Annotated in this window: 15 protein-coding genes; 5 read left to right on the top strand and 10 right to left on the bottom strand. The window is 32.6% G+C overall.

The window, feature by feature from the left end; translation table 11 throughout:
• Window positions 1–187 precede the first annotated feature (187 nt).
• Window positions 188–1,408 carry a 2-oxoglutarate dehydrogenase complex dihydrolipoyllysine-residue succinyltransferase gene (gene odhB / locus ACYSNM_RS01225; RefSeq protein WP_461755293.1) on the bottom strand — a complete coding sequence of 407 codons (1,221 nt, stop codon included), beginning with the start codon at window positions 1,406–1,408 and terminating at the stop codon, window positions 188–190.
• A gap of 50 nt (window positions 1,409–1,458) precedes the next feature.
• The gene (locus tag ACYSNM_RS01220; RefSeq protein WP_461755292.1) at window positions 1,459–4,230 is read right to left on the bottom strand and encodes a 2-oxoglutarate dehydrogenase E1 component; all 2,772 of its coding nucleotides are present in this window, start codon (window positions 4,228–4,230) and stop codon (window positions 1,459–1,461) included.
• A gap of 129 nt (window positions 4,231–4,359) precedes the next feature.
• On the opposite strand from ACYSNM_RS01220, the gene ACYSNM_RS01215 reads away from it, so the two are divergent.
• On the top strand, window positions 4,360–4,920 hold the full coding sequence (locus tag ACYSNM_RS01215) for a hypothetical protein (RefSeq protein WP_461755291.1): 561 nt from the start codon (window positions 4,360–4,362) through the stop codon (window positions 4,918–4,920).
• 106 nt (window positions 4,921–5,026) lie between these two features.
• Here the strand turns inward: ACYSNM_RS01215 and ACYSNM_RS01210 are convergent, their stop codons facing one another.
• Window positions 5,027–5,374, bottom strand: coding sequence for a hypothetical protein (locus tag ACYSNM_RS01210; protein ID WP_461755290.1), 348 nt, complete (start codon window positions 5,372–5,374; stop codon window positions 5,027–5,029).
• Window positions 5,375–5,382: 8 nt separating this feature from the next.
• Window positions 5,383–6,357 carry a polyprenyl synthetase family protein gene (locus tag ACYSNM_RS01205; RefSeq protein ID WP_461755289.1) on the bottom strand — a complete coding sequence of 325 codons (975 nt, stop codon included), beginning with the start codon at window positions 6,355–6,357 and terminating at the stop codon, window positions 5,383–5,385.
• A 199-nt stretch (window positions 6,358–6,556) separates the two neighbouring features.
• Between ACYSNM_RS01205 and ACYSNM_RS01200 the strand changes: the two genes are divergently transcribed.
• The 3 genes from ACYSNM_RS01200 (at window position 6,557) to ACYSNM_RS01190 (ending at window position 9,292) form a co-directional block, all read left to right on the top strand.
• Window positions 6,557–7,162, top strand: a complete 606-nt coding sequence (locus tag ACYSNM_RS01200) for a TetR/AcrR family transcriptional regulator (protein ID WP_461755288.1) — start codon at window positions 6,557–6,559, stop codon at window positions 7,160–7,162.
• Window positions 7,163–7,304: 142 nt separating this feature from the next.
• Window positions 7,305–8,138: a helix-turn-helix domain-containing protein gene (locus ACYSNM_RS01195; RefSeq protein ID WP_461755287.1), complete on the top strand. Its 834-nt coding sequence runs from the start codon at window positions 7,305–7,307 to the stop codon at window positions 8,136–8,138.
• Between the two features lie 164 nt (window positions 8,139–8,302).
• Window positions 8,303–9,292: a beta-ketoacyl-ACP synthase III gene (locus tag ACYSNM_RS01190; RefSeq protein ID WP_461755286.1), complete on the top strand. Its 990-nt coding sequence runs from the start codon at window positions 8,303–8,305 to the stop codon at window positions 9,290–9,292.
• A gap of 171 nt (window positions 9,293–9,463) precedes the next feature.
• On the opposite strand, the gene ACYSNM_RS01185 is transcribed toward ACYSNM_RS01190, so the two are convergent.
• Window positions 9,464–9,748, bottom strand: a complete 285-nt coding sequence (locus ACYSNM_RS01185; RefSeq protein WP_461755285.1) for a helix-turn-helix domain-containing protein — start codon at window positions 9,746–9,748, stop codon at window positions 9,464–9,466.
• Between the two features lie 1,049 nt (window positions 9,749–10,797).
• Here ACYSNM_RS01185 and ACYSNM_RS01180 point away from each other — a divergent pair.
• On the top strand, window positions 10,798–11,868 hold the full coding sequence (locus tag ACYSNM_RS01180; protein WP_461755284.1) for a hypothetical protein: 1,071 nt from the start codon (window positions 10,798–10,800) through the stop codon (window positions 11,866–11,868).
• Here ACYSNM_RS01180 and ACYSNM_RS01175 read toward each other — a convergent pair.
• The 5 genes from ACYSNM_RS01175 to ACYSNM_RS01155 are packed head-to-tail and all read right to left on the bottom strand — an operon-like array spanning window position 11,860 to window position 19,414.
• On the bottom strand, window positions 11,860–12,927 hold the full coding sequence (locus ACYSNM_RS01175) for a hypothetical protein (RefSeq protein WP_461755283.1): 1,068 nt from the start codon (window positions 12,925–12,927) through the stop codon (window positions 11,860–11,862). The two genes, ACYSNM_RS01180 and ACYSNM_RS01175, sit on opposite strands and share 9 nt — an antisense overlap.
• 45 nt (window positions 12,928–12,972) lie before the next feature.
• Window positions 12,973–14,034, bottom strand: a complete 1,062-nt coding sequence (locus ACYSNM_RS01170; protein ID WP_461755282.1) for a hypothetical protein — start codon at window positions 14,032–14,034, stop codon at window positions 12,973–12,975.
• A 12-nt stretch (window positions 14,035–14,046) separates the two neighbouring features.
• A complete protein-coding gene (locus ACYSNM_RS01165; RefSeq protein WP_461755281.1) occupies window positions 14,047–15,114 on the bottom strand; it encodes a hypothetical protein in 1,068 nt (355 codons plus the stop codon).
• A gap of 6 nt (window positions 15,115–15,120) precedes the next feature.
• Window positions 15,121–16,896, bottom strand: a complete 1,776-nt coding sequence (locus tag ACYSNM_RS01160) for an HSP90 family protein (protein ID WP_461755280.1) — start codon at window positions 16,894–16,896, stop codon at window positions 15,121–15,123.
• Between the two features lie 4 nt (window positions 16,897–16,900).
• Window positions 16,901–19,414, bottom strand: a complete 2,514-nt coding sequence (locus tag ACYSNM_RS01155; RefSeq protein ID WP_461755279.1) for a tetratricopeptide repeat protein — start codon at window positions 19,412–19,414, stop codon at window positions 16,901–16,903.
• Window positions 19,415–19,495 lie beyond the last annotated feature (81 nt).

Raw genomic sequence — 19,495 nt, 5'->3', positions numbered from 1 at the left:
TCAAAAACTAGACTATTAATACTATACAGCTTGGGATAATATGCTATATATCCTTTAATTCACTTAACAACACACCGTATCTCCAAGCTATGAATAATCTGTTAACTTGTAAAAAAAGGCAAAAAAACCAAAAAAAAAAGCGGTAATGTTTTTACACATTACCGCTTTATACTAGTAAAAGCTTCTACTAAAGTTCGAAAGCTTTTTTAGGATTATTATCACATAATAGCTCCATTGGGTTTTCTAAAGCTTCTTTAATAGCTACTAAGAATCCAACTGACTCACGACCATCAATAATACGGTGGTCATAAGATAAAGCTAAATACATCATTGGTGCAATAACAACATTTCCATCAACAGCGATAGGACGCTCAATAATATTGTGCATTCCTAAGATTGCAGACTGTGGAGGGTTGATAATTGGCGTAGATAACATAGATCCGAATACACCACCATTTGTAATAGTGAAAGTACCACCTGTCATCTCGTCAACTGTAATTTGCCCATCACGAGCTCTAATTGCTAAACGTTTGATTTCCGTTTCAATTCCACGGAAAGACAATAATTCAGCATTTCTAACTACAGGAACCATTAATCCTTTAGGACCTGAAACTGCGATTGAGATATCAGCAAAATCAAATTTGATTTGCTCTTGACCATCGATCATTGAGTTTACATCTGGGTATAATTCTAATGCACGAGTTACTGCTTTAGTGAAGAAAGACATAAATCCTAAACCAACATTGTGTTTGTTTTTGAAAGCATCTTTATATTCACTTCTTAATTTGTTTACGTTTGTTAAGTTAACTTCATTGAATGTAGTTAACATAGCTGTAGTATTTTTAGCCTCAACTAAACGTTCTGCAACTTTACGACGTAACATAGACATTTTCTTACGCTCTTCGTTTCTTGGAGCACCTGTTGGAGTTCCCATAGAAGCTTTTGCGTTGATAGCGTCTTCTTTTGTTATTCTTCCATCTTTACCTGTACCTACGATACTTCCAGCGTCGATGTTTTTCTCATCTAAAATTTTCTTTGCAGCTGGAGATGCACTTCCAGTAGCATAAGTAGCAGCAGCAGCAACCGGAGCAGCTTGAACAGCTTCCGCTTTTGGAGCTTCTTTTGCAGGCTCAGCCTTAGCTGAACTTGAACCACCAGCTGGCTTTTCAGCACTAGTGTCAATTAAACACACTACCTGACCAACGGCAACTGCATCACCTTCTTCAGCTTTTAAAGTGATGATTCCACTTACCTCTGCAGGTAATTCTAAAGTAGCTTTGTCTGAATCTACTTCAGCAATCGCTTGGTCTTTTTCAACGTAATCTCCATCTTTAACTAACCATGTAGCGATTTCAACTTCAGTAATTGACTCACCTGGCGAAGGAACTTTCATTTCTAAGATGCTCATCTTTTATATTCTTTAATTAGATATTGTTATGTAAAAATACGATTTTTTTATTATAAATCCTTGTTGAAAACTTTCTCAACTGCATACGCAAAACGCTTTTTAGAACGTACAGCACTTCCTGAAGCAGGTGCACTATAAGCTTTTGTTCCAGCATAGCGAAGAGGTTTTTCTTCAAAGTTTGTAGCAATATAAGTGTAAGCACCCATATTACGTGGTTCTTCTTGTGCCCAAACATAATCTTCTACATTAGGGTACTTAGCGATAACTTCTTTCATTTGTTCCACTGGTAACGGGAATAATTGCTCGATACGAACAAAAGCAATATCGTCTCTGCCTAATTCTTCTCTTTTAGCAACTAAATCATAGTAGAATTTACCACTTACGAAAACTAATGATTTTACTTTTGAAGCCTCTACATTCACGTCATCGATTACATATTGGAATTGTCCATCTGTTAAATCGCTAACTGTTGAAACTGCAGCAGGGTTTCTAAGTAAACTCTTCGGTGACATAACAATTAGAGGTTTTCTAAAGTTAGTTATCATTTGTCGACGCATCATGTGGAAGAAGTTAGCTGGAGTTGTACAGTTTGCAACGTACATATTATCTTCAGCACATAATTGTAAATAACGCTCAAGTCTAGCCGAAGAGTGCTCAGCACCTTGGTTTTCGTATCCGTGAGGTAATAACATTACAATTCCGTTTTGAGTAGTCCATTTATCTTCAGCAGCAGAAATATACTGGTCTAAAACAATCTGAGCACCATTAGAGAAATCTCCAAATTGCGCCTCCCAAATTGTCAAAGTGTTAGGATTAGTTAATGCATATCCATACTCAAATCCTAATACAGCGTATTCAGATAATAATGAGTTGAAAATACGGAACTCTCCTTTTTGATTTTCTAACTGATTTAATAAGATAACTGGTTCTTCTGTGTCTTCCGTTTTAACTACTGCATGACGGTGTGAGAAAGTCCCACGCTCTACGTCTTGCCCGCTCATACGAACATCATATCCTTGTGTTAGTAATGATCCGTAAGCTAAAAGCTCACCCATTGCCCAATCCAAACGATCTGTTTCGAAGAACATTTTCTTTCTATCCCCAATTAATCTTTTTACCTTGCTGATATATTTCTTATCTCCAGGTAATTCAGTAATCACATTTGCGATAGAAGTTAAAGTGTCTAAAGATACTTTAGTGTCGTAATTTGCAAGCATCGAATCACGTTCTACGCGCTCAAAATCTTTCCAGTTCTCTTCCATGAAAGTTCTGATTTTCGCGTATTCGTTTTTACGAGAAGTTTCCAAATCAATCTCTAAAACATCTTTATATTGTTTTTCCAATGAGCTTACAAAATCTTCTGAAATAACATTATCAGCTAATAATCTATCTGTATAGATATTACGAGAGTTTGCGTGCTTTGAAATTAGTTTATATAAAATTGGTTGAGTGAATTTCGGCTCATCTCCTTCGTTATGACCATATTTTCTATAACCTACTAAGTCAATGAAAACATCACGTCCAAATTCCATTCGATAATCTAAGGCAAATAAGAAAGCTCTTACTGCAGCCTCAGTATCATCAGCATTAACATGCAAAACAGGACAAGCTGTTACTTTTGCAATATCAGTAGAATAAGTCGAAGAACGTCCGTCACTATAGTTTGTAGTAAAACCAACTTGGTTATTTAATACAATGTGAATTGTACCTTGGGTTTTGTATCCTCTTAATTGAGCCATTTGTATGATTTCATACATGATACCTTGCCCAGAAATAGCCGCATCACCATGCAAAGCAATTGGTAATACTTTTGCTGGATCATTAGCAAATTTAGTGTCTTGTTTTGCTCTTGCAATACCTTCAATTACCGCTCCAACTGTCTCTAAGTGAGATGGGTTTGGAGTAAGGTTCATATGAACTTGTTTACCACTACGTGTTTGACGATCACATGTTAATCCTAAGTGGTATTTAACGTCTCCGTCAAATCCTTCCACTTCATCATAATCTTTCCCATCAAATTCAGAGAATATTTCCTGCGTTGGCTTTTTGAAAACGTTAGCCAATACATTTAAACGTCCTCTGTGTGCCATACCTACAACGATATCCTCTACCCCTTTACTGGCAGCTGAATCGATTAAGAAATCCATCGCTGGAATAGCAGCTTCTAATCCCTCTAAAGAGAAACGCTTTTGTCCAACATACTTTGTGTTTAAGAAGTTTTCAAAAGACACAGCTTCAATCAACTTGTGTAAGATCTCTTTTTTCTCTTCACTGTCAAATTTAGCTTCTGGTGCTTCATAGTGTTCTTGAATCCAAGCTACTGCCTTTTCGTCGGCGATATACTTATATTCAATACCCAATGTAGAACAGTAAACTTTTTCTAACTGTGCAAGAATTTGTGATAAAGTTGATGTTGGTAGTTGTATTGTTTTTGCAGCTTCGAAGCTAACATTCAAATCAGCTTGAGAAAGACCAAACTTCTCTAAACTCAAATCCGGATGTTCAACTTTTCGATCTCTTAATGGGTTGGTTTTAGTAAGTAAATGCCCATAAGTTCTGTATGCGTCAATTAAACGTAAAACCGAAAATTCTTTTTGAACTTTCTCTACTTGACTTGCATTATTTCCACTAGCACTATTACCTTGAGAATATGCTTGTGATAATTGCTCTACAGGCCCATCACTGAATTCGTTCGCAAAATCAAATCCCTGAAAGAAAGCTCTCCAGCTTGGCTCTACGCTGTCTGGGCTTTCTAGATACTGATCATATAATTCTGCAAAAAATGCAGTGTGTGCCGCATTTAAAAAGGAATATCTATCCATAATTTCGTCTAAAGACCTTTTGTTTAAATATATTTTCACAAAAATACAACTCTTTATGACATTACTATATACTTTTAGTTATTTTTATCACCCAATAAAATTAACTTTGACAAAATGAAACACCTTAATATGAATAAAACAAGGATTTTTTTGCTATTATCCTTTTTTTTATTGCCTTGTTTTTTAATTAATGCACAACAAGGCCAAAATCACCTTCGAAATTATGAATATAATAAAAAGTGGAAATTTGGAGGTGGACTAGGTTTAGGCTTCGGTAGTGGATATACTGATATTATGGTGGCTCCAAGCGCAATAAGAGAATTTAGTCCCTATTTTAGTGCTGGAATTTCTTTACAAGCTAACTATATCCATAGCAAAAATCGCTCTCATTACTATGATTATGTAAAAGAATATAACTCCTGGTTATATGGAGGTAGTTTGATTGTTTTATCCAATCCACTTCCTTATTTGCAGTTATCTTTAGAACTAGAACAGCTTAGAGCAAACAATACTTATACCTATAAAGACTTGGAAAAAGTAAAAGATAATTTCTGGAACACAGGATTATTTGCTGGTATAGGATATACTAGTGGACCAGTAACAATTGGGGTGAGATATAATGTACTCTACAAAGAAAAAGACATGATCTATCCAAGCGCTTATATGCCGTTTATTCGAGTATATTTTTAAAAAACAAAAGTCTTTTATTTCCTGATAAAAGACTTTTGTTTTTTTATTTTCTTCCTTTTGTAAGGAGCTATATCAATTAAATTAATGCTATAAAAAGACTTAAGTATTATTTACTGAAAGTGTTTTTCAAATAAACCTTTTGAAACTCCCTCCTCAAAACTAAATAAACTACTCTGTCCACATACATCTCTATATCGGTGGCTTGAATACTTTTCACATCCTTCTCCTTTACATCTACTCTATATAAAAAGCTCGAAAAACGAGCAACATTCGTAGAGTTTAATACTTGATGTAAATATTGAGTCAACTCTACTACAAGCTCATTAGCCGTAGAGCATTGCAAATGTATATCGCTATCAACAGTTATTTGTAAATCTTTTTGAACCTGAGTTACCAAATCCATAAATAACTTATCTGATGTTACATTAGTCTGTAAAAATTCAATCACTTCCATAGTAAAAACTATACTTGACGATCCATTAACTCTTCACTGAAAACCAACAATTGTTGTTTTTTATCTTGTGCAAGATCCATTTCATCTAAAATACTTAAGGCTTTTTCCGTGTATTGCTTTATCAAAAGCAAAGAATCTTCTTTGGATTTAGTTTGCTCAAATAATTCTTTTACTCTGTCAATTTTTTCTTGACCTTGTAATGTTTTATTATTAAACAAAGCTACTAATTCTTCTTTTTGTTGGGCATCTGCGTTCTCTAATGCCTTTAAATACAAATAGGTTTTTTTATTTTCAAGAATATCTCCCCCAATTGTTTTTCCAAAAGTTGCTTGATTTCCAAAAGCATCTAAAAAGTCATCTTGTAATTGAAACGCTAGACCTAAATTTAATCCAAAATCATAGATATCTAAAGCATTTTTCTCACTTGCATTAGCTACAATTGCTCCCATCTTTAAAGCTGCAGCAACTAAAACAGCAGTTTTAAACTTAATCATTTGAATATACTGAGGAATTTGCACTTGGTTTTGATTTTCAAATTCAATATCCCATTGTTGCCCCTCACATACTTCAATAGCTGTTTTACTGAACAATTTAGCCAAATCTCTAAAAACAAGAGGTTCGTAGTTTTCGAAGTATTGATATGCTAAGATTAGCATAGCATCACCTGATAAAATTGCTGTATTGGTATCCCATTTCTTATGAACTGTTTGTTGTCCACGTCTTAAAGATGCCTGATCCATTATATCATCATGCATTAAGGAAAAATTATGAAACAACTCTATGGCAGTCGCAGCGTGAATAGCTTCTTTGGGATCTGTACCAAAAATATCAGCCGCCATAAGGGTTAAAACTGGTCTAATTTGTTTACCTCCTAAAGAGAGAATATAACTAATTGGTGCATATAACTCTTTTGGTTCATTATTGAATGAAATAGAATTAATATATTCGGAAATTTGATCTTTATATTTAACTATCGATTGCATTTAAAAATATTTTGAGGTAAAAATACGTGTTTTTTCTTCATTTGAGCTCTTTAGCTTTTAACTTTAAGGCGAAATCTTACTTTTATAGCAAAACCTTTTAAAAATATTAGCTAAATTCCCCCACAAAAAATAACTTACCTAACTTTGTTTTTCCCAACAAGCATATTATATTAACAAAACTAACCCACAGAATTAAAAAATGGAAAATGAAATTATATCTAAAGCCACTAGACTATTCTTAGAACATGGTTACAAAACAGTAACGATGGACGATATAGCCACAGAGCTAAATATTTCCAAAAAAACAATTTATGTCTATTTTTCATCTAAACCCCAATTAATTGAAAAAAGTCTACAATTTACCAATACACAATATTTAGAACAGGTCGTTATTGCAAATTCAAAAAAATCAGGAGCTATCCCAGAGATTCTTTATGCAGTTAGCAATATAAAGGACACCTTTGAAATGGCCTCATCAGTTTCTAATTATCAACTACAAAAGTATTATCCTAAAATTGCTCTCAAGCAAAAAAACGTTTATAAGAAAAAGTTCCTAAAAATGATTATTGACAATCTAAATAGAGGAATAAAGGAACAGGTATATCGCCCAGATATTGATATAGAATACATAGCGCGTTTTCACCTTGCATCTTATCTTACTAGAGATGACCAGGATTATTTCCCCCCATCTGAATTCTCTCATGAATACTTAAGAGACAAACATATTGAGTACTATATGAGAAGCGTTTGCAATGAAAAAGGACTAGAGCAATACTTTCACTATAAAAATATATTACTAGAATAAAACTCATTCAAAATAACGATAACTTTGTTAGCTGTTTTTTCTGAAGACAGTAGTAATCTTAATATTTTTAAAACAAGTGCCTAAAAATTCTTACATACAAAACTACACCCTACAACAGATTACTCATCGTTTTATTAATACGATGACTGATCCCCGTATTGCAGTTTTGAATATAGACAAAGCACATCAAAAATATTTTGTAAAGGATCGTCCTTATCAATTTGCAACCTTTGGTTTAATTTTAATTACCTCAGGTAAATGCGAAATCACCATTAATTTAGAGCCATTAGTTGTAAAAAAAGACGATTTACTTGTAGTACTATCCAATCAATTTTTTGAGATAAAAGACTTCACACATGACTTTACTGTAAAGACTATGTTTGTAGATTCGGCACTTTTCTTAGAGGCAGGATTCCATATTAAATCTTCGAATCTAATTCGTTTTTTCTCCTCTACACATGCCAAGGTAATTTCATTAGACAGATCTATTGCTTTAGTACTTAAATACAACTTAAAAAGGATAGCACAACTATCGTATTTCAATAAAAACACATTTGGAAAAGAACTCATCTTAACCTACTTTTCCACATTAATTTACGAGATTGCAGACTTTTATAACAAAACTTTGCAATCTCCTTCTACTAGAAAACAGCTTAGAAAAGAATCTATTGCTAACGATTTCCTTCATTTAGTAGGTATTCACTTCAAAAAGGAACGAAGAGTTGACTTTTATGCGCAACAACTTTTTATTAGTCGAAAACACCTCACTAAAATTATTTCAGAAGTATTCAAAAAGACACCTAAACAAATCATAACAGAAACAATCTTACTAGAAGCGAAAGTACTTTTAAAGAACCCTAAGAACTCTATAAATGATGTAGTTAGCATCTTAAACTTCGCTGATAATTCCGTTTTTAGCAAGTTCTTCAAAACTAATACAGGTATTTCGCCTAGAGAGTACAAATCAGAAAACTGATTTGTTAAATAATGCGTCTTTTTTACAACTATTGCCGTTTATTTAACTACCATAATTAGAACAAATAGCCGCAAATTTGTCCTATGATTAGGTATAGGGAGAAATGCAAATTTTTCCTTACTTAATTTATTGCCTTTATGACTCCTAAATAATTGTTAAAATAAATGAGTACCAAAAATACATTTGCCGCTATAAGCGCTATTGGGGGTTACGTTCCTTCCAACAAACGTACCAATAGTGATCTAGAAAAGATCTCAAATACAACAGATGAATGGATTTTAAAGCGAACAGGAATTAAAGAGCGTAGAATACTAGATCAAAACTTAGCAACATCAGATATGGCTGTTGCTGCTATTAAAAATTTAGCAGAGTCTTATAATAAAGATATTAAGGATATTCAGGCTTTAATTGTTGCTACTTCCACTCCGGATATGCCTATGCCAAGTACAGCAAATATCATTTGCGGAAAACTAGGATTAGTAGGTCCATGGGCTTTTGATGTTAATGCAGCTTGTTCAGGTTTTTTATATGCATTAGACTTAGCAGCTTCATTAATAGAATCTAAAAGATACAAGAATGTAGTAGTAGTTGGCGCCGATAAAATCAGCGCTTACGTTGATATTAAAGATCGCTCAACTAATATTCTATTTGGAGATGGAGCCGGTGCTGTTTGGTTAGAAGAATCTCAAGACCAAGGTGTTGTAGACGCATTACTTCACAGTAATGGTCTAGGACAAGAATCATTGAATATTCAAGCTGGTGGATCTTTGTACCCACATACCACTCAAGATCAACATCAACAAAACCCTTATATACAACAAGATGGAAAAGTAGTGTTCAAACAAGCTGTAACTTCAATGGCACAAGCTTGCGATGATATACTTAGTAGAAATCATCTAACTGTAAAGGATGTTAATTACCTTGTACCTCATCAAGCAAATAAAAGAATTATTGATGCTGTTGGAAACGCTTTAGGTATTGATTCTGATAAAGCTCTAAACAATATTGCCTATCTAGGTAATACTATTGCAGCTACCATACCATTGTGTATTTGGGAGAACAAAGAAAGATTGAAAAAAGGAGATCTATTATTACTAACAGCTTTCGGTGCTGGTTTCTCATGGGGAGCTAGTTTACTAAGATGGAATATATAATTCTATAGCAGTAGTTATAACAAAATATAGTTTCAATACTTTTTATAGCATAATAAGCCCAACCTTGCGTTGGGCTTATTTTTTTCAAGTATAGCCTACTGGAAATTATTATTACAAAAAAACCCAGTAAATACTTACTGGGCTATATATTATCTTCTGATTAACATTGTTTTACAACAATTCTACAGGAATCTCAATATTGTTTGTTTCTAAAAAAGAGAGTAATTTATTGTGTTTACTTTCAATATCTAAAGCACACTCACATGCTATAGGACAAACTGAAAAGGGAGTTATTCTCAATAACTTACAAACTTGATCCAAAGTATCCGTCTTTAATTTAGTTTTACCGTTTTCGATATCACAGTAAGCTTTTTGGGAAATCCCAAGACCTTTAGCGATATTCTCTTGTGTCAAACCTAATTCTTTTCTACGTCTTTTAATTTTTTGTGCTTCCATAATCTTTATCTTTTACAAAGCACTATTTGCCCAGTGCTTATAATCAAGCAGTAACCTTTGGTGTAATAATTATATTTTTTTTACACCTTATTGCTCTTACTTGACATTACAAACTTACTGCGAAAAAAAAGCTAAAAACCTAACAAAAGTCAGTTTCTATCTCAAAAGTTTTACTGTAGGAGAAAAAATACTAGCACATTTTTAAACAAAAACTAAGCCTGTTCAACAGAACCTTAAACATTGTTAATAACTATGTGTATAAGTGTACAAATGGTCGGGTAAAATACATATAACAGCTGGTATAACCTTAAACTTATCAACAAATAAAAAACAAACAAAACATTTAACAATCAACTAGATCCAATAAAAGAAGTATATAAACAGACACTTAAAAAGTATTATTATAGTTTTATACACAAAACTATAAAACATGTTAATAACTTTATCAACAATACTTAAAAATCAAGTAAAATAGCTTTCAAATTACCCCTAAAACGCAACCTTAGTTAACTCATTATAAGAAATGTTGATAACTATGTTTATAACTTAACCAAAATGCTATTTATTAAACATAAATAAGAATAACTTATTAACAATTAAAAACAAAATAACGATTCATAAAAATATAATATACAGTCTATTACATTTTTAAAATTGAATACTACAGACTAGATAGTCTATTTATAAACAGATTTTCTAGTAATGTTCATAAGTTATTAACAGTGGATAAAAAGAGGCTATTGATTGACTTGAACAAGAATACTGCTAGACACAATTAAAAATACTTAGCATGCCAGAGATTGTAAAAAAACAAAACTTATTATGTAGAAAAAACAAACAACTAAATCCTATTATTGGCTGTATATATTTTCTGTTTAAAATCAGAATTATACACTAGAGCTTTCTAATAACAACTCATTAATAATTAAATGGTTATTTAGAAAAGAGTCTATATAATATTTTTATATAAAATGACGATAATACCAATATTTTTCACTTATTTTGTATTCTTGTTATTCACCTAAAATAGTTTCATTACTCTGCTTCCAATGATCCCGAAAATTTCCCTTAAACTAAATAATGATGTTCTTCTTACTGTAATTAACCTATTAGAACAAAACCAAACATTTTTGGTAAATAATATTACAGATGCATTAGTACTTAGTTGTCAAGAGGAACTAATTGTTTTATTGAACAATAAAGCAAAGAGCGTTCAGAAACAAGTTTCAATCTTAGACCATAATAAGAAACATTCTATTACCTTAAAATACCACCTAGGTTACAGTTTATTGAAATTATTAGAGTCTTCTTTCCAAGAGACAGAGAAAAAGGATAAAAAAATCAATCGTATTATAACGGATTTAGGTAATAAAGTAAAACTAGAGGTATTAGAAAAGGTAGAAGACAACAAAACCGAGGAACTAACAGATCTACCTTTACAACCCGAAGCTCAAGCTATTGAACCTGTTGAAATGGACGAACTCCTTGTAGAAAGTGAATTATCTCAACCTGAAATCTCCACTTCATTTATATCGTTGACAGCTGATCATTTCGATAAGCTAGAAGACAACGTAAAGCCTTTGAGTTTTGATCTCTTTGAACAACAACTTGAACAGGACTTATTTACACAACAACAAACAGCAGTAGAAGAAACAGCAGTAGAAGAAACAGCAGTAGAAGAAACAGCAGTAGAAGAAACAGCAGTAGAAGAAATAGCAGTAGAAGAAATAGCAGTAGAAGAAATAGCAGTAGAAGAAACAGCAGTAGAAGAAACAGCAGTAGAAGAAACAGCAGTAGAAGAAACAGCAGTAGAAGAAACAGCAGTAGAAGAAACAGCAGTAGAAGAAACAGCAGTAGAAGAAACAGCAGTAGAAGAAACAGCAGTAGAAGAAACAGCAGTAGAAGAAACAGCAGTAGAAGAAACAGCAGTAGAAGAAACAGCAGTAGAGGATTTCTCTGAGTTCTTTGCCGTACAAAAACAAGGACTACCTCAGTCTTTTGAGCAAGTTATTGCTACTAAAAATGAAACTACAGATAATTCTAAAGAGAAAAACAAACCTAAAGAGAATAAGAAAAAACAAGCCAAAGACAAGAATCCTGGACAAATAAGTTTATTTTAAAAGATCATTTAATTCTAAAGTAAAATAATTGCTCCCATTCCTGTTGTCGAATTTTTGTGCATAATCGTATGCTCTTTGTTTAAAAGTAGCGAAAAGATCCGGCATATAATAAACGCCTGAAGGTTGATAGTAATCTAAACTAGCTAGAAAAGTAAACTCTTTATATCCCTGATTCCTTCGTAGCATAAGTAAAGAGTATTTTATAAAATAATAACTATAAAAGTCTTCCGCATCCTTTTCCCAATTACACATTCCTTCAAAAAACACCCAATCTGGATCTGAAGTAAATTGATCCTGTAAAAACAGAAATAAAACCCTACTTCTAATATCCGTTATATAATCTAAAGATGCATATTGTTTCTGGTTCTTTTCTGCTAAGCGAAAAAACTCTAAGCCGCGTTTATCCCCCATTAAAAAGAACTCATAGCTAAAAACACTATAGGTATCAAAACAAGTTTCTATTCCCTCGAATTCATTTCTAAATAATGGAGCAGCAAAAGATAAAGCCTTATCAATCTGCCCCATTTTCAATGCGTTATAAGTTTGAAGAGTTAACTCATATGCTTTATTATCTGAGAAGTCGTCAACAGAACACTCTAACATTAAGGCTATAATCTGCTGCGCCTTTTCAAAATCTCTCAAGTGCTGAAACCAAATAGCTAAAATATGGTAATAACCTCTACTACTATAGCCATTGCTTAGTAAGCGATCGTGAAAATCATCTCCTATAGCGTGAAATTGTTCTTTACTAATTTGAGTAGAGCCAAAACAACTAGCAAACATCCATTTATACTCATATAAGTAGTCTTCTACTAGAAAACTACCACCTCCAAGTTCCACAGCATCTAATATCCAACTAAAAGCAATTACACTATGCTTAGAGCTTGCAGTAAAAATCTCTTCATTAATCAAGCGAATTCTTAAATCAAAGCCCCAATCAATATCTTTATTTTTATCTACAATAGAGATACATTCTAAAAGTAACTTTACTTTATCCTGTGGTTTTAAAACTTCTTCAAGCTGTAATAAAAGACGCTGAACTTCGAGGGTATATAACATATGATTGTAATTATATTACCTTGTAAAGGACAAGGTATTTCTAGGCTATTTTTGTAGTTTTTTTACTTCTTCTATAAAATTCGTATTAGAATTCCTTTGGTCAAAAAGATTTGCATAATACAATGCCTTTTGTTCAAAATAAAGATATAAATCTTCAATAGCATAAATTCCATCCTGTTTATAATAAGGAAGCTTACAAGACAAGGAAAGTTCTACTTGTCCATTTTGCTGCATAATAGACATCATTGATTTAGCATAATTAAATACATGTAAATCTTCAGCATCTAACTCCCAATCACTAATTTTCTCAAAAAACAACCATTTATCCTTATGATTGCTTTTATGCATATAACTAACCAATTGATTCATTGAAAAACCTATAGAACTATCATAATGGTCAAAATTATAATATTCCTCTAGAGCTTTCTCAAAGTATTGCCCAGCTAAAGGATCATTTAATTGTTGTAAACGATAAGCAAAATTACAATAGGTTTGAAAAGGCATAGAATAGCAGGTTATTTTTCTGTCAAAAATATTCTTTGCTGCTACTATAGCTTGTTCCATTTTACCAAGTCTCAGTAAATTGTCTACTTCGGTATCTAATTCACATGCTTGACAATTAGTCATATCGTCACTTACACTTTGCTTTGCTAAGTCTATATACTTTTGAGCTTCATCAAAATCTCTTAAATGACTGGATAAGCCAGTCATCACATTATAAAAGCCTCTTAAGCTATAACCATTCTTAACTAACCTATGCTTTAAATCCTCTGCTATTTCTTTTATCTGCTGCATAGATATAGATGCATTGCGATAAGAAGAATTGAACATCCATTTATATTCCCATAAAAAATCAGATTCATCAAAATAGCCTTCATTGCTATCACTTGCATTCAAAATCCATGCGAAAGCAACAAAACTTTCATTACAACAAGAAGTATTCCTCTCTTGATGTATTAGATTTAGCCTTAAATCAAATCCCCAATCAATATCTTGATGAGTATCTGCTATTAAAATAGCTTGTTTTAAAATTTGAATTTTATCGTGGTAATTTTCCACCGACTCTAGTCGGAGAAGATTTTTTTGAATTTCTAAATTATAATTCATAGTTAAAAAAAATTAATTTTTGTCTTTTAACAAAGACATAAACTCCTTTGAACAATGATCATTGTTATTTCGCTTATCAAAAGCAACTACTAAATCGGAAGCCTGTTTTAAGAAATAAGCAGATAACTCCTTAGTAGCATAAACGCCTGATGGATTATAAAAAGGTAATTTACTAGATAGTTCTAATTCTACATTTTCACTTTTCTGACAAATACTAGCCATATGAGTATAAAATAATAACTGTAAATCATCCTCTGCATTAATTTGCCAAGAGGCAATCTTTTGATAGGTTGGCCAGAGTAAATCATCCTCTAATAAATACATAGTATAAATTAATCGCATTAAAGAGTATAACATAGAGCTATTTAATCCTTTGTGATTTAATAGTCCTTGTTTTGCTTTCTCTAGATAAATTATACTCCTTTTATCCTTTGCCCTAGCTAAGTAATACGCCAAAGCACAATGGGTAGCAAATGGAAGGCAAAATGCATTTAATTTTAAATCTTCCATCTCTTGACACAAAGTAATCGCACCATCAAAATCAGCAATAATTGCTAAGCTTTCTACTCGAAAATCATACTGATCTACTAATTTGTACTCTTGATCAAATTCTTCCTCTAAAGCCAATTCTAAGAACTCTATACTTTTGGGAGTATTTCCAATTGTATGATAGAGCTGGCACATGGTAAAATAAAATCCTTTCTTACTAAGTCCACATTGATTTAACCTATTCTCAAGATCGTTTGCTATTTCAAATACCTTCTTCAAAGGCATAACTGAACTACTATAAGCTGAACAAAGCATCCAATGATATGCTAGTAAATAATCTGCTTGATTAAACTCAGATGGGAATTCTTCACATACCTGTAAAATCCAAGCAAATGCAGAAAAACTCTCCACACATCTTGAAGTTGACCTTTCTACTTCAATTAATTCATAACGCAATTCCATTGCCCAATGCAAGTCTTGATTTCGATCTGCTAAACTAATAGCAGCCTTTAGATGATCAATAACGAATTCATCATCGGAATGATTTTGATCTATTTTTAGAAGAATCTTTTGTATTTCTAATCGATACATCCCTATTTAAAATTTTGGTAAAAAATTAGACATACCTAAAATCATAAACTGATATAATGCATCATTGAAAGTATCCATTTCTCTCTTATTAATAGTATAACCTCCTAACATTAAAGATTGAACATATAAGACATTTACCAAAGCTTGAAAAAGTTCTGGATCACTTATACCCATTAACTTTTGTACCAAATCATTGCTCTGGTTAAAACACAATACAGGCATTACTTCTTTTTGCTTAGAAAAATGATTCAAAGTACTAGCAAAAGGATTATTACTTTTAGAAAGATTAGCAATATTTTTACTTGATAAAGCTTGCTCGCTTACAATATAAATTGCGGTTGTGTCTTTAGGTTCAAAACGGTTTACTTTTGCTTCACAAAAATGATCCTTTAATATCTTATTAGCTCTATCTATAAAATCCTGGGTATCTACCTTATTAGATATAGCTGGAGCAAACTCTTGTAATAAATCATTAGGGTCGATTAAAGAGATACTTAAGTCTGGGTTGTTAATTTTAATCTTATCAATTAAATCCACCTCATAACTATAAGCTGCATTTATAACTAACTTATTTTGACTCCCAGCAATTCGACGAATTTGTCTAAACTCATCTAAAGACCAAGTATAATAAATAGAATTATATTGTGACTTAATTTCTGCGAAACTCAACATACCATGATTTGTCTCAAAAGGAAGAAAATCTTCAAATAGCTCTAAAATCTCCCAATCACTTGCAGCTAAACTTTTGATATACATATGATGAATACCAATAATTTGCTCTAAAGTAATATGATCAATAAGAGCCAAAGTTTTTAAATACTCTTTAAAACAATCCGTTAATTGCTTCTTAGTTTGCTGCAATAAAGTATTATTCACCAAAGATTCTCTTGAAGCTGTAGGTGCTAAAGCATTTGTGTTGATTATACAACGAACAAAACTAGTCCATTCTGGTAGTAAATTAGTCGCTTGGTCACAAAGGTACATTCTCTTGACGAAGATTTTATGATCTTTGGTAGATGTAATATTTACTTTATTAGGTAAGATATAAGCTACTCCTTGTAACTCTCCTATATCAGAGTACAAGCGAAATACATCTAAGAATTTGGTTTTAAAAACTTCCTGACCATATTGCAATAACTGCTCTTTACTGCTATTGTCATCTAACCAAACTGGATTACCATCTAGACATACCTCATTTTGCCCATTTTGTACTAGATTTACTCTAATAGGTAAAGCGCTTCCGTAAAAAAGCACATTTTGCTTAACAGATTGTAAAGTAAATAAGGATTCCCAACGTTTTTTTGCTTTTAAAATCACTTTTGTACCTACTTGACCAATATCTTGAGTAGGTTCAACTGTATAAGTTCCATCTGCTTTACCAGTCCAACGAACTGATTCATTAGTAAATAAAGATTTAGTTTCCACAACAATAGACTCACTTACTACTAAACAAGAAAGTAGTCCGATACCAAACTTACCAATTAAATCTTTTTCAGCTAACTCTCCTCGCTTAGAGCTTTGGCCTATTACCGATAAAAACTCATGCACATCTTGAGCACTAAGCCCTATCCCATTATCTTGGAAAACTAAGGTATCTTCTTCGAAATGAATATCAATACATCCTTGAAAACTAGGATCTAATGATTTTCTAACGGTAACGGCATCCATAGAGTTTTGTAAAAGCTCTCTTATAAAAACAGTTGGTGAACTATAAATATGTTCACTCAACAGTTCTATCATACCTTTTATATTTACTTGAAATTGAAATTGATTATCTTCCATTCTATTATCTTCTTCTTTTACGTGGTCCTCCAACTATTTTCTGTGCATCTTCGTTTCCATTCTCGGCAGCCTGCCCATACCAATGTAATGCAACTTCATCACTTTGCTCTACACCTAGACCTTGCAAATAACAATTTGCTAATTCATATTGAGCTGTATGATAACCTACCTCTGCGGCTTGCAGCAAATAACTAACCCCTAACTCAGGATCACTTTGACATCCATCCCCTTTAACTAGCATTAAACCTATATAGTCCATTGCTTCGTGACTTCCCATATCACTTGCTAGTTTTAAATAATGGAAAGCTTGCTGTTTATCAACCTCACAACCAATACCAAAATAATAGGCTTGTCCTAATCGTTGAATAGCAGATAAATTTTGTGTTTCACTTGCTACTTCATAGTATTTAAATGCAAGTTTTTCATCCTTCTCACAACCTATACCAAATTGATAACAAACTCCTATTCCCTCTGAGATATAGTCTATTTGTTCGGCCATATGGTAATAGTTAAAGGACTTAGTATAATCTTGATCTTGTCCTCCATATAGGTAATAATCCCCTAGGGTCAACATAGCATAGCCATTTCCTTGCTCAATTGCCTTTTCTAACCAGAAAATTGCTTGCTCTATATCTGGCTCTTGTTCATTATAACCGTATAGCAAATAGTATCCTATTTTATATTGAGCGAAATCAAAGCCATTTTCAGCCCCTATTAGCATATACTTAAAGGCCGTATCCATATTAGGTTCTACCGAATCGTATCCTTGTTCATAAGCTAAAGCGATATCAACGCTGGCTTTGAATAGCCCCATTTCTAAAGCTTGTTCAAATTGCTGTACGGCCAATTGTGGATTTAGGTTATCTTGATCTTCGTAAAAATTCAAACAAGCCAAAAGGTAAACTGCTTCAGAAGAATTATACTGAGCTGCGATTTCTAAATAGTGCCTCGCTTTTTCATAATCCACATAGCCTAAACTTTGGTTTTGATATAAAACTCCTAGACGAAAAGCAGCATACGGATAATCCTGATCAACTGCCTGTTTCAATAGTTCTAGTGCTTTTTCTTGATCTTTCTCTACCCCTATTCCATCTAAATAAAGATGAGCCATTTCTACTTTGGCAAAAACAGAATTAAACTTCTCTATTGCCAATTCAAACCAATATTTAGCTTTTTCCAGATCTACTCCACTAGCAAAACCTTCTAAATAATATTGACCTACATATTCCATAGCATAAAGATGGTTAGAAGAAGCAGCCTGTTCAAAAAGCTCTAAAGCTTTAACTGCATTAGATTGCTCTTTTAAAACCCCATTATGATGTAATAAAGCTAATTCGTAAATCGCCTGAATATTACCTTGCTCTATTGCACTTAACAAAAGCTCTTGAGCTAAGGCAATGTTTTGATCCTCAGCTTGCTTCTTTACAAGGTAAATTGCCTTGTGTACTTTAGCATCACTAGCATCTAAGGCAATCGCCTTGTCTAACCAATCTAAGACTAAAGAACTATGCTCTTCTTGTTCCATATGTTCAATGGCTAAGGCAATTAAAGATTTTGGAAAATTATATAAACTACTTTGCTTTAAGAAGTAAATTCCTCTTTGATACTGCTCTTTATCCTGTGTACTAGAGTCTAAAAGGTACATCCCTAAGAAATATCCTGCTTCAATCTCTCCTTGACTAAAAGCAGTTTCTAAATAATCCATCCCATCTTGTGGGGTAAGACCAAACTCTTGCAATTGTCCATTACAAGACAATACTCCTAATAAATAACTACAGCTACTAATTCCTTTTAAATGCCCACCTTGCAAAATATCTTTTGCTTTTTGATAGTCATTTACCTGAAGATAGTACTCACCAACATAATAAAGGGAAGAGTTATTCTCCAGTGTTGCTAGTCCAAAGGTTTGAAAAACCTCCCAAACTTGCTCTGTAGAAGTACATGCTGAAACTTGAATATCACATAAAAAGGCAATACCATATTTATTGTTCTCTTGTACACATTGATTTAGTAATTCAATGGCTTTTTCTTTATCTATTTCTAAAGAATAATAACCATGATACAGAGCCCTTGCGTAAAAAGCTATAGCGTTATTTTGTCCATCTAAAAAGGCTTTCTCTAAATATGCAAAAGACTTACTTTGCCCTTGTTGATCTGCACGAGCACTTTGATAAAATAAAAATAAAAGAAAATTAGCCTCTGAAAATCCACTTTCACAGAAAAACTTTCCTAAACTTTCCATTATATCATACCAAAGCACATACTGATCTTGGGGTAGTAAAATAGAAATTTTCGCTAAATTGGAATTTTGGAATAATTTTGAAAAAAGGTCAAAATAAATAGATGAATTATCTTGTATATACGTAGCCTTTTGACAAATGGCTAAAGCCTGATATAAGTTGGAACTTAAAGAAAAATCATCTTGTTTAACAAGCTGTGTTGCTAAATCGTTTAAAGTTGATGGACTTGAATCCATTTGTTTTTGTATTTGCTCATACATACTAGCAAAAGTCTCCATATACTTACATCTATATTAATAAATACTAACGATTACAAATGTAAGCAATGCACAACAAAACAACTACTTGAACCTTTCTAA

Source organism: Myroides sp. LJL116 (assembly GCF_054871685.1).
Note: the sequence above shows the minus strand (reverse complement) of the source record. Positions and strands in the feature narration are given on the sequence as shown.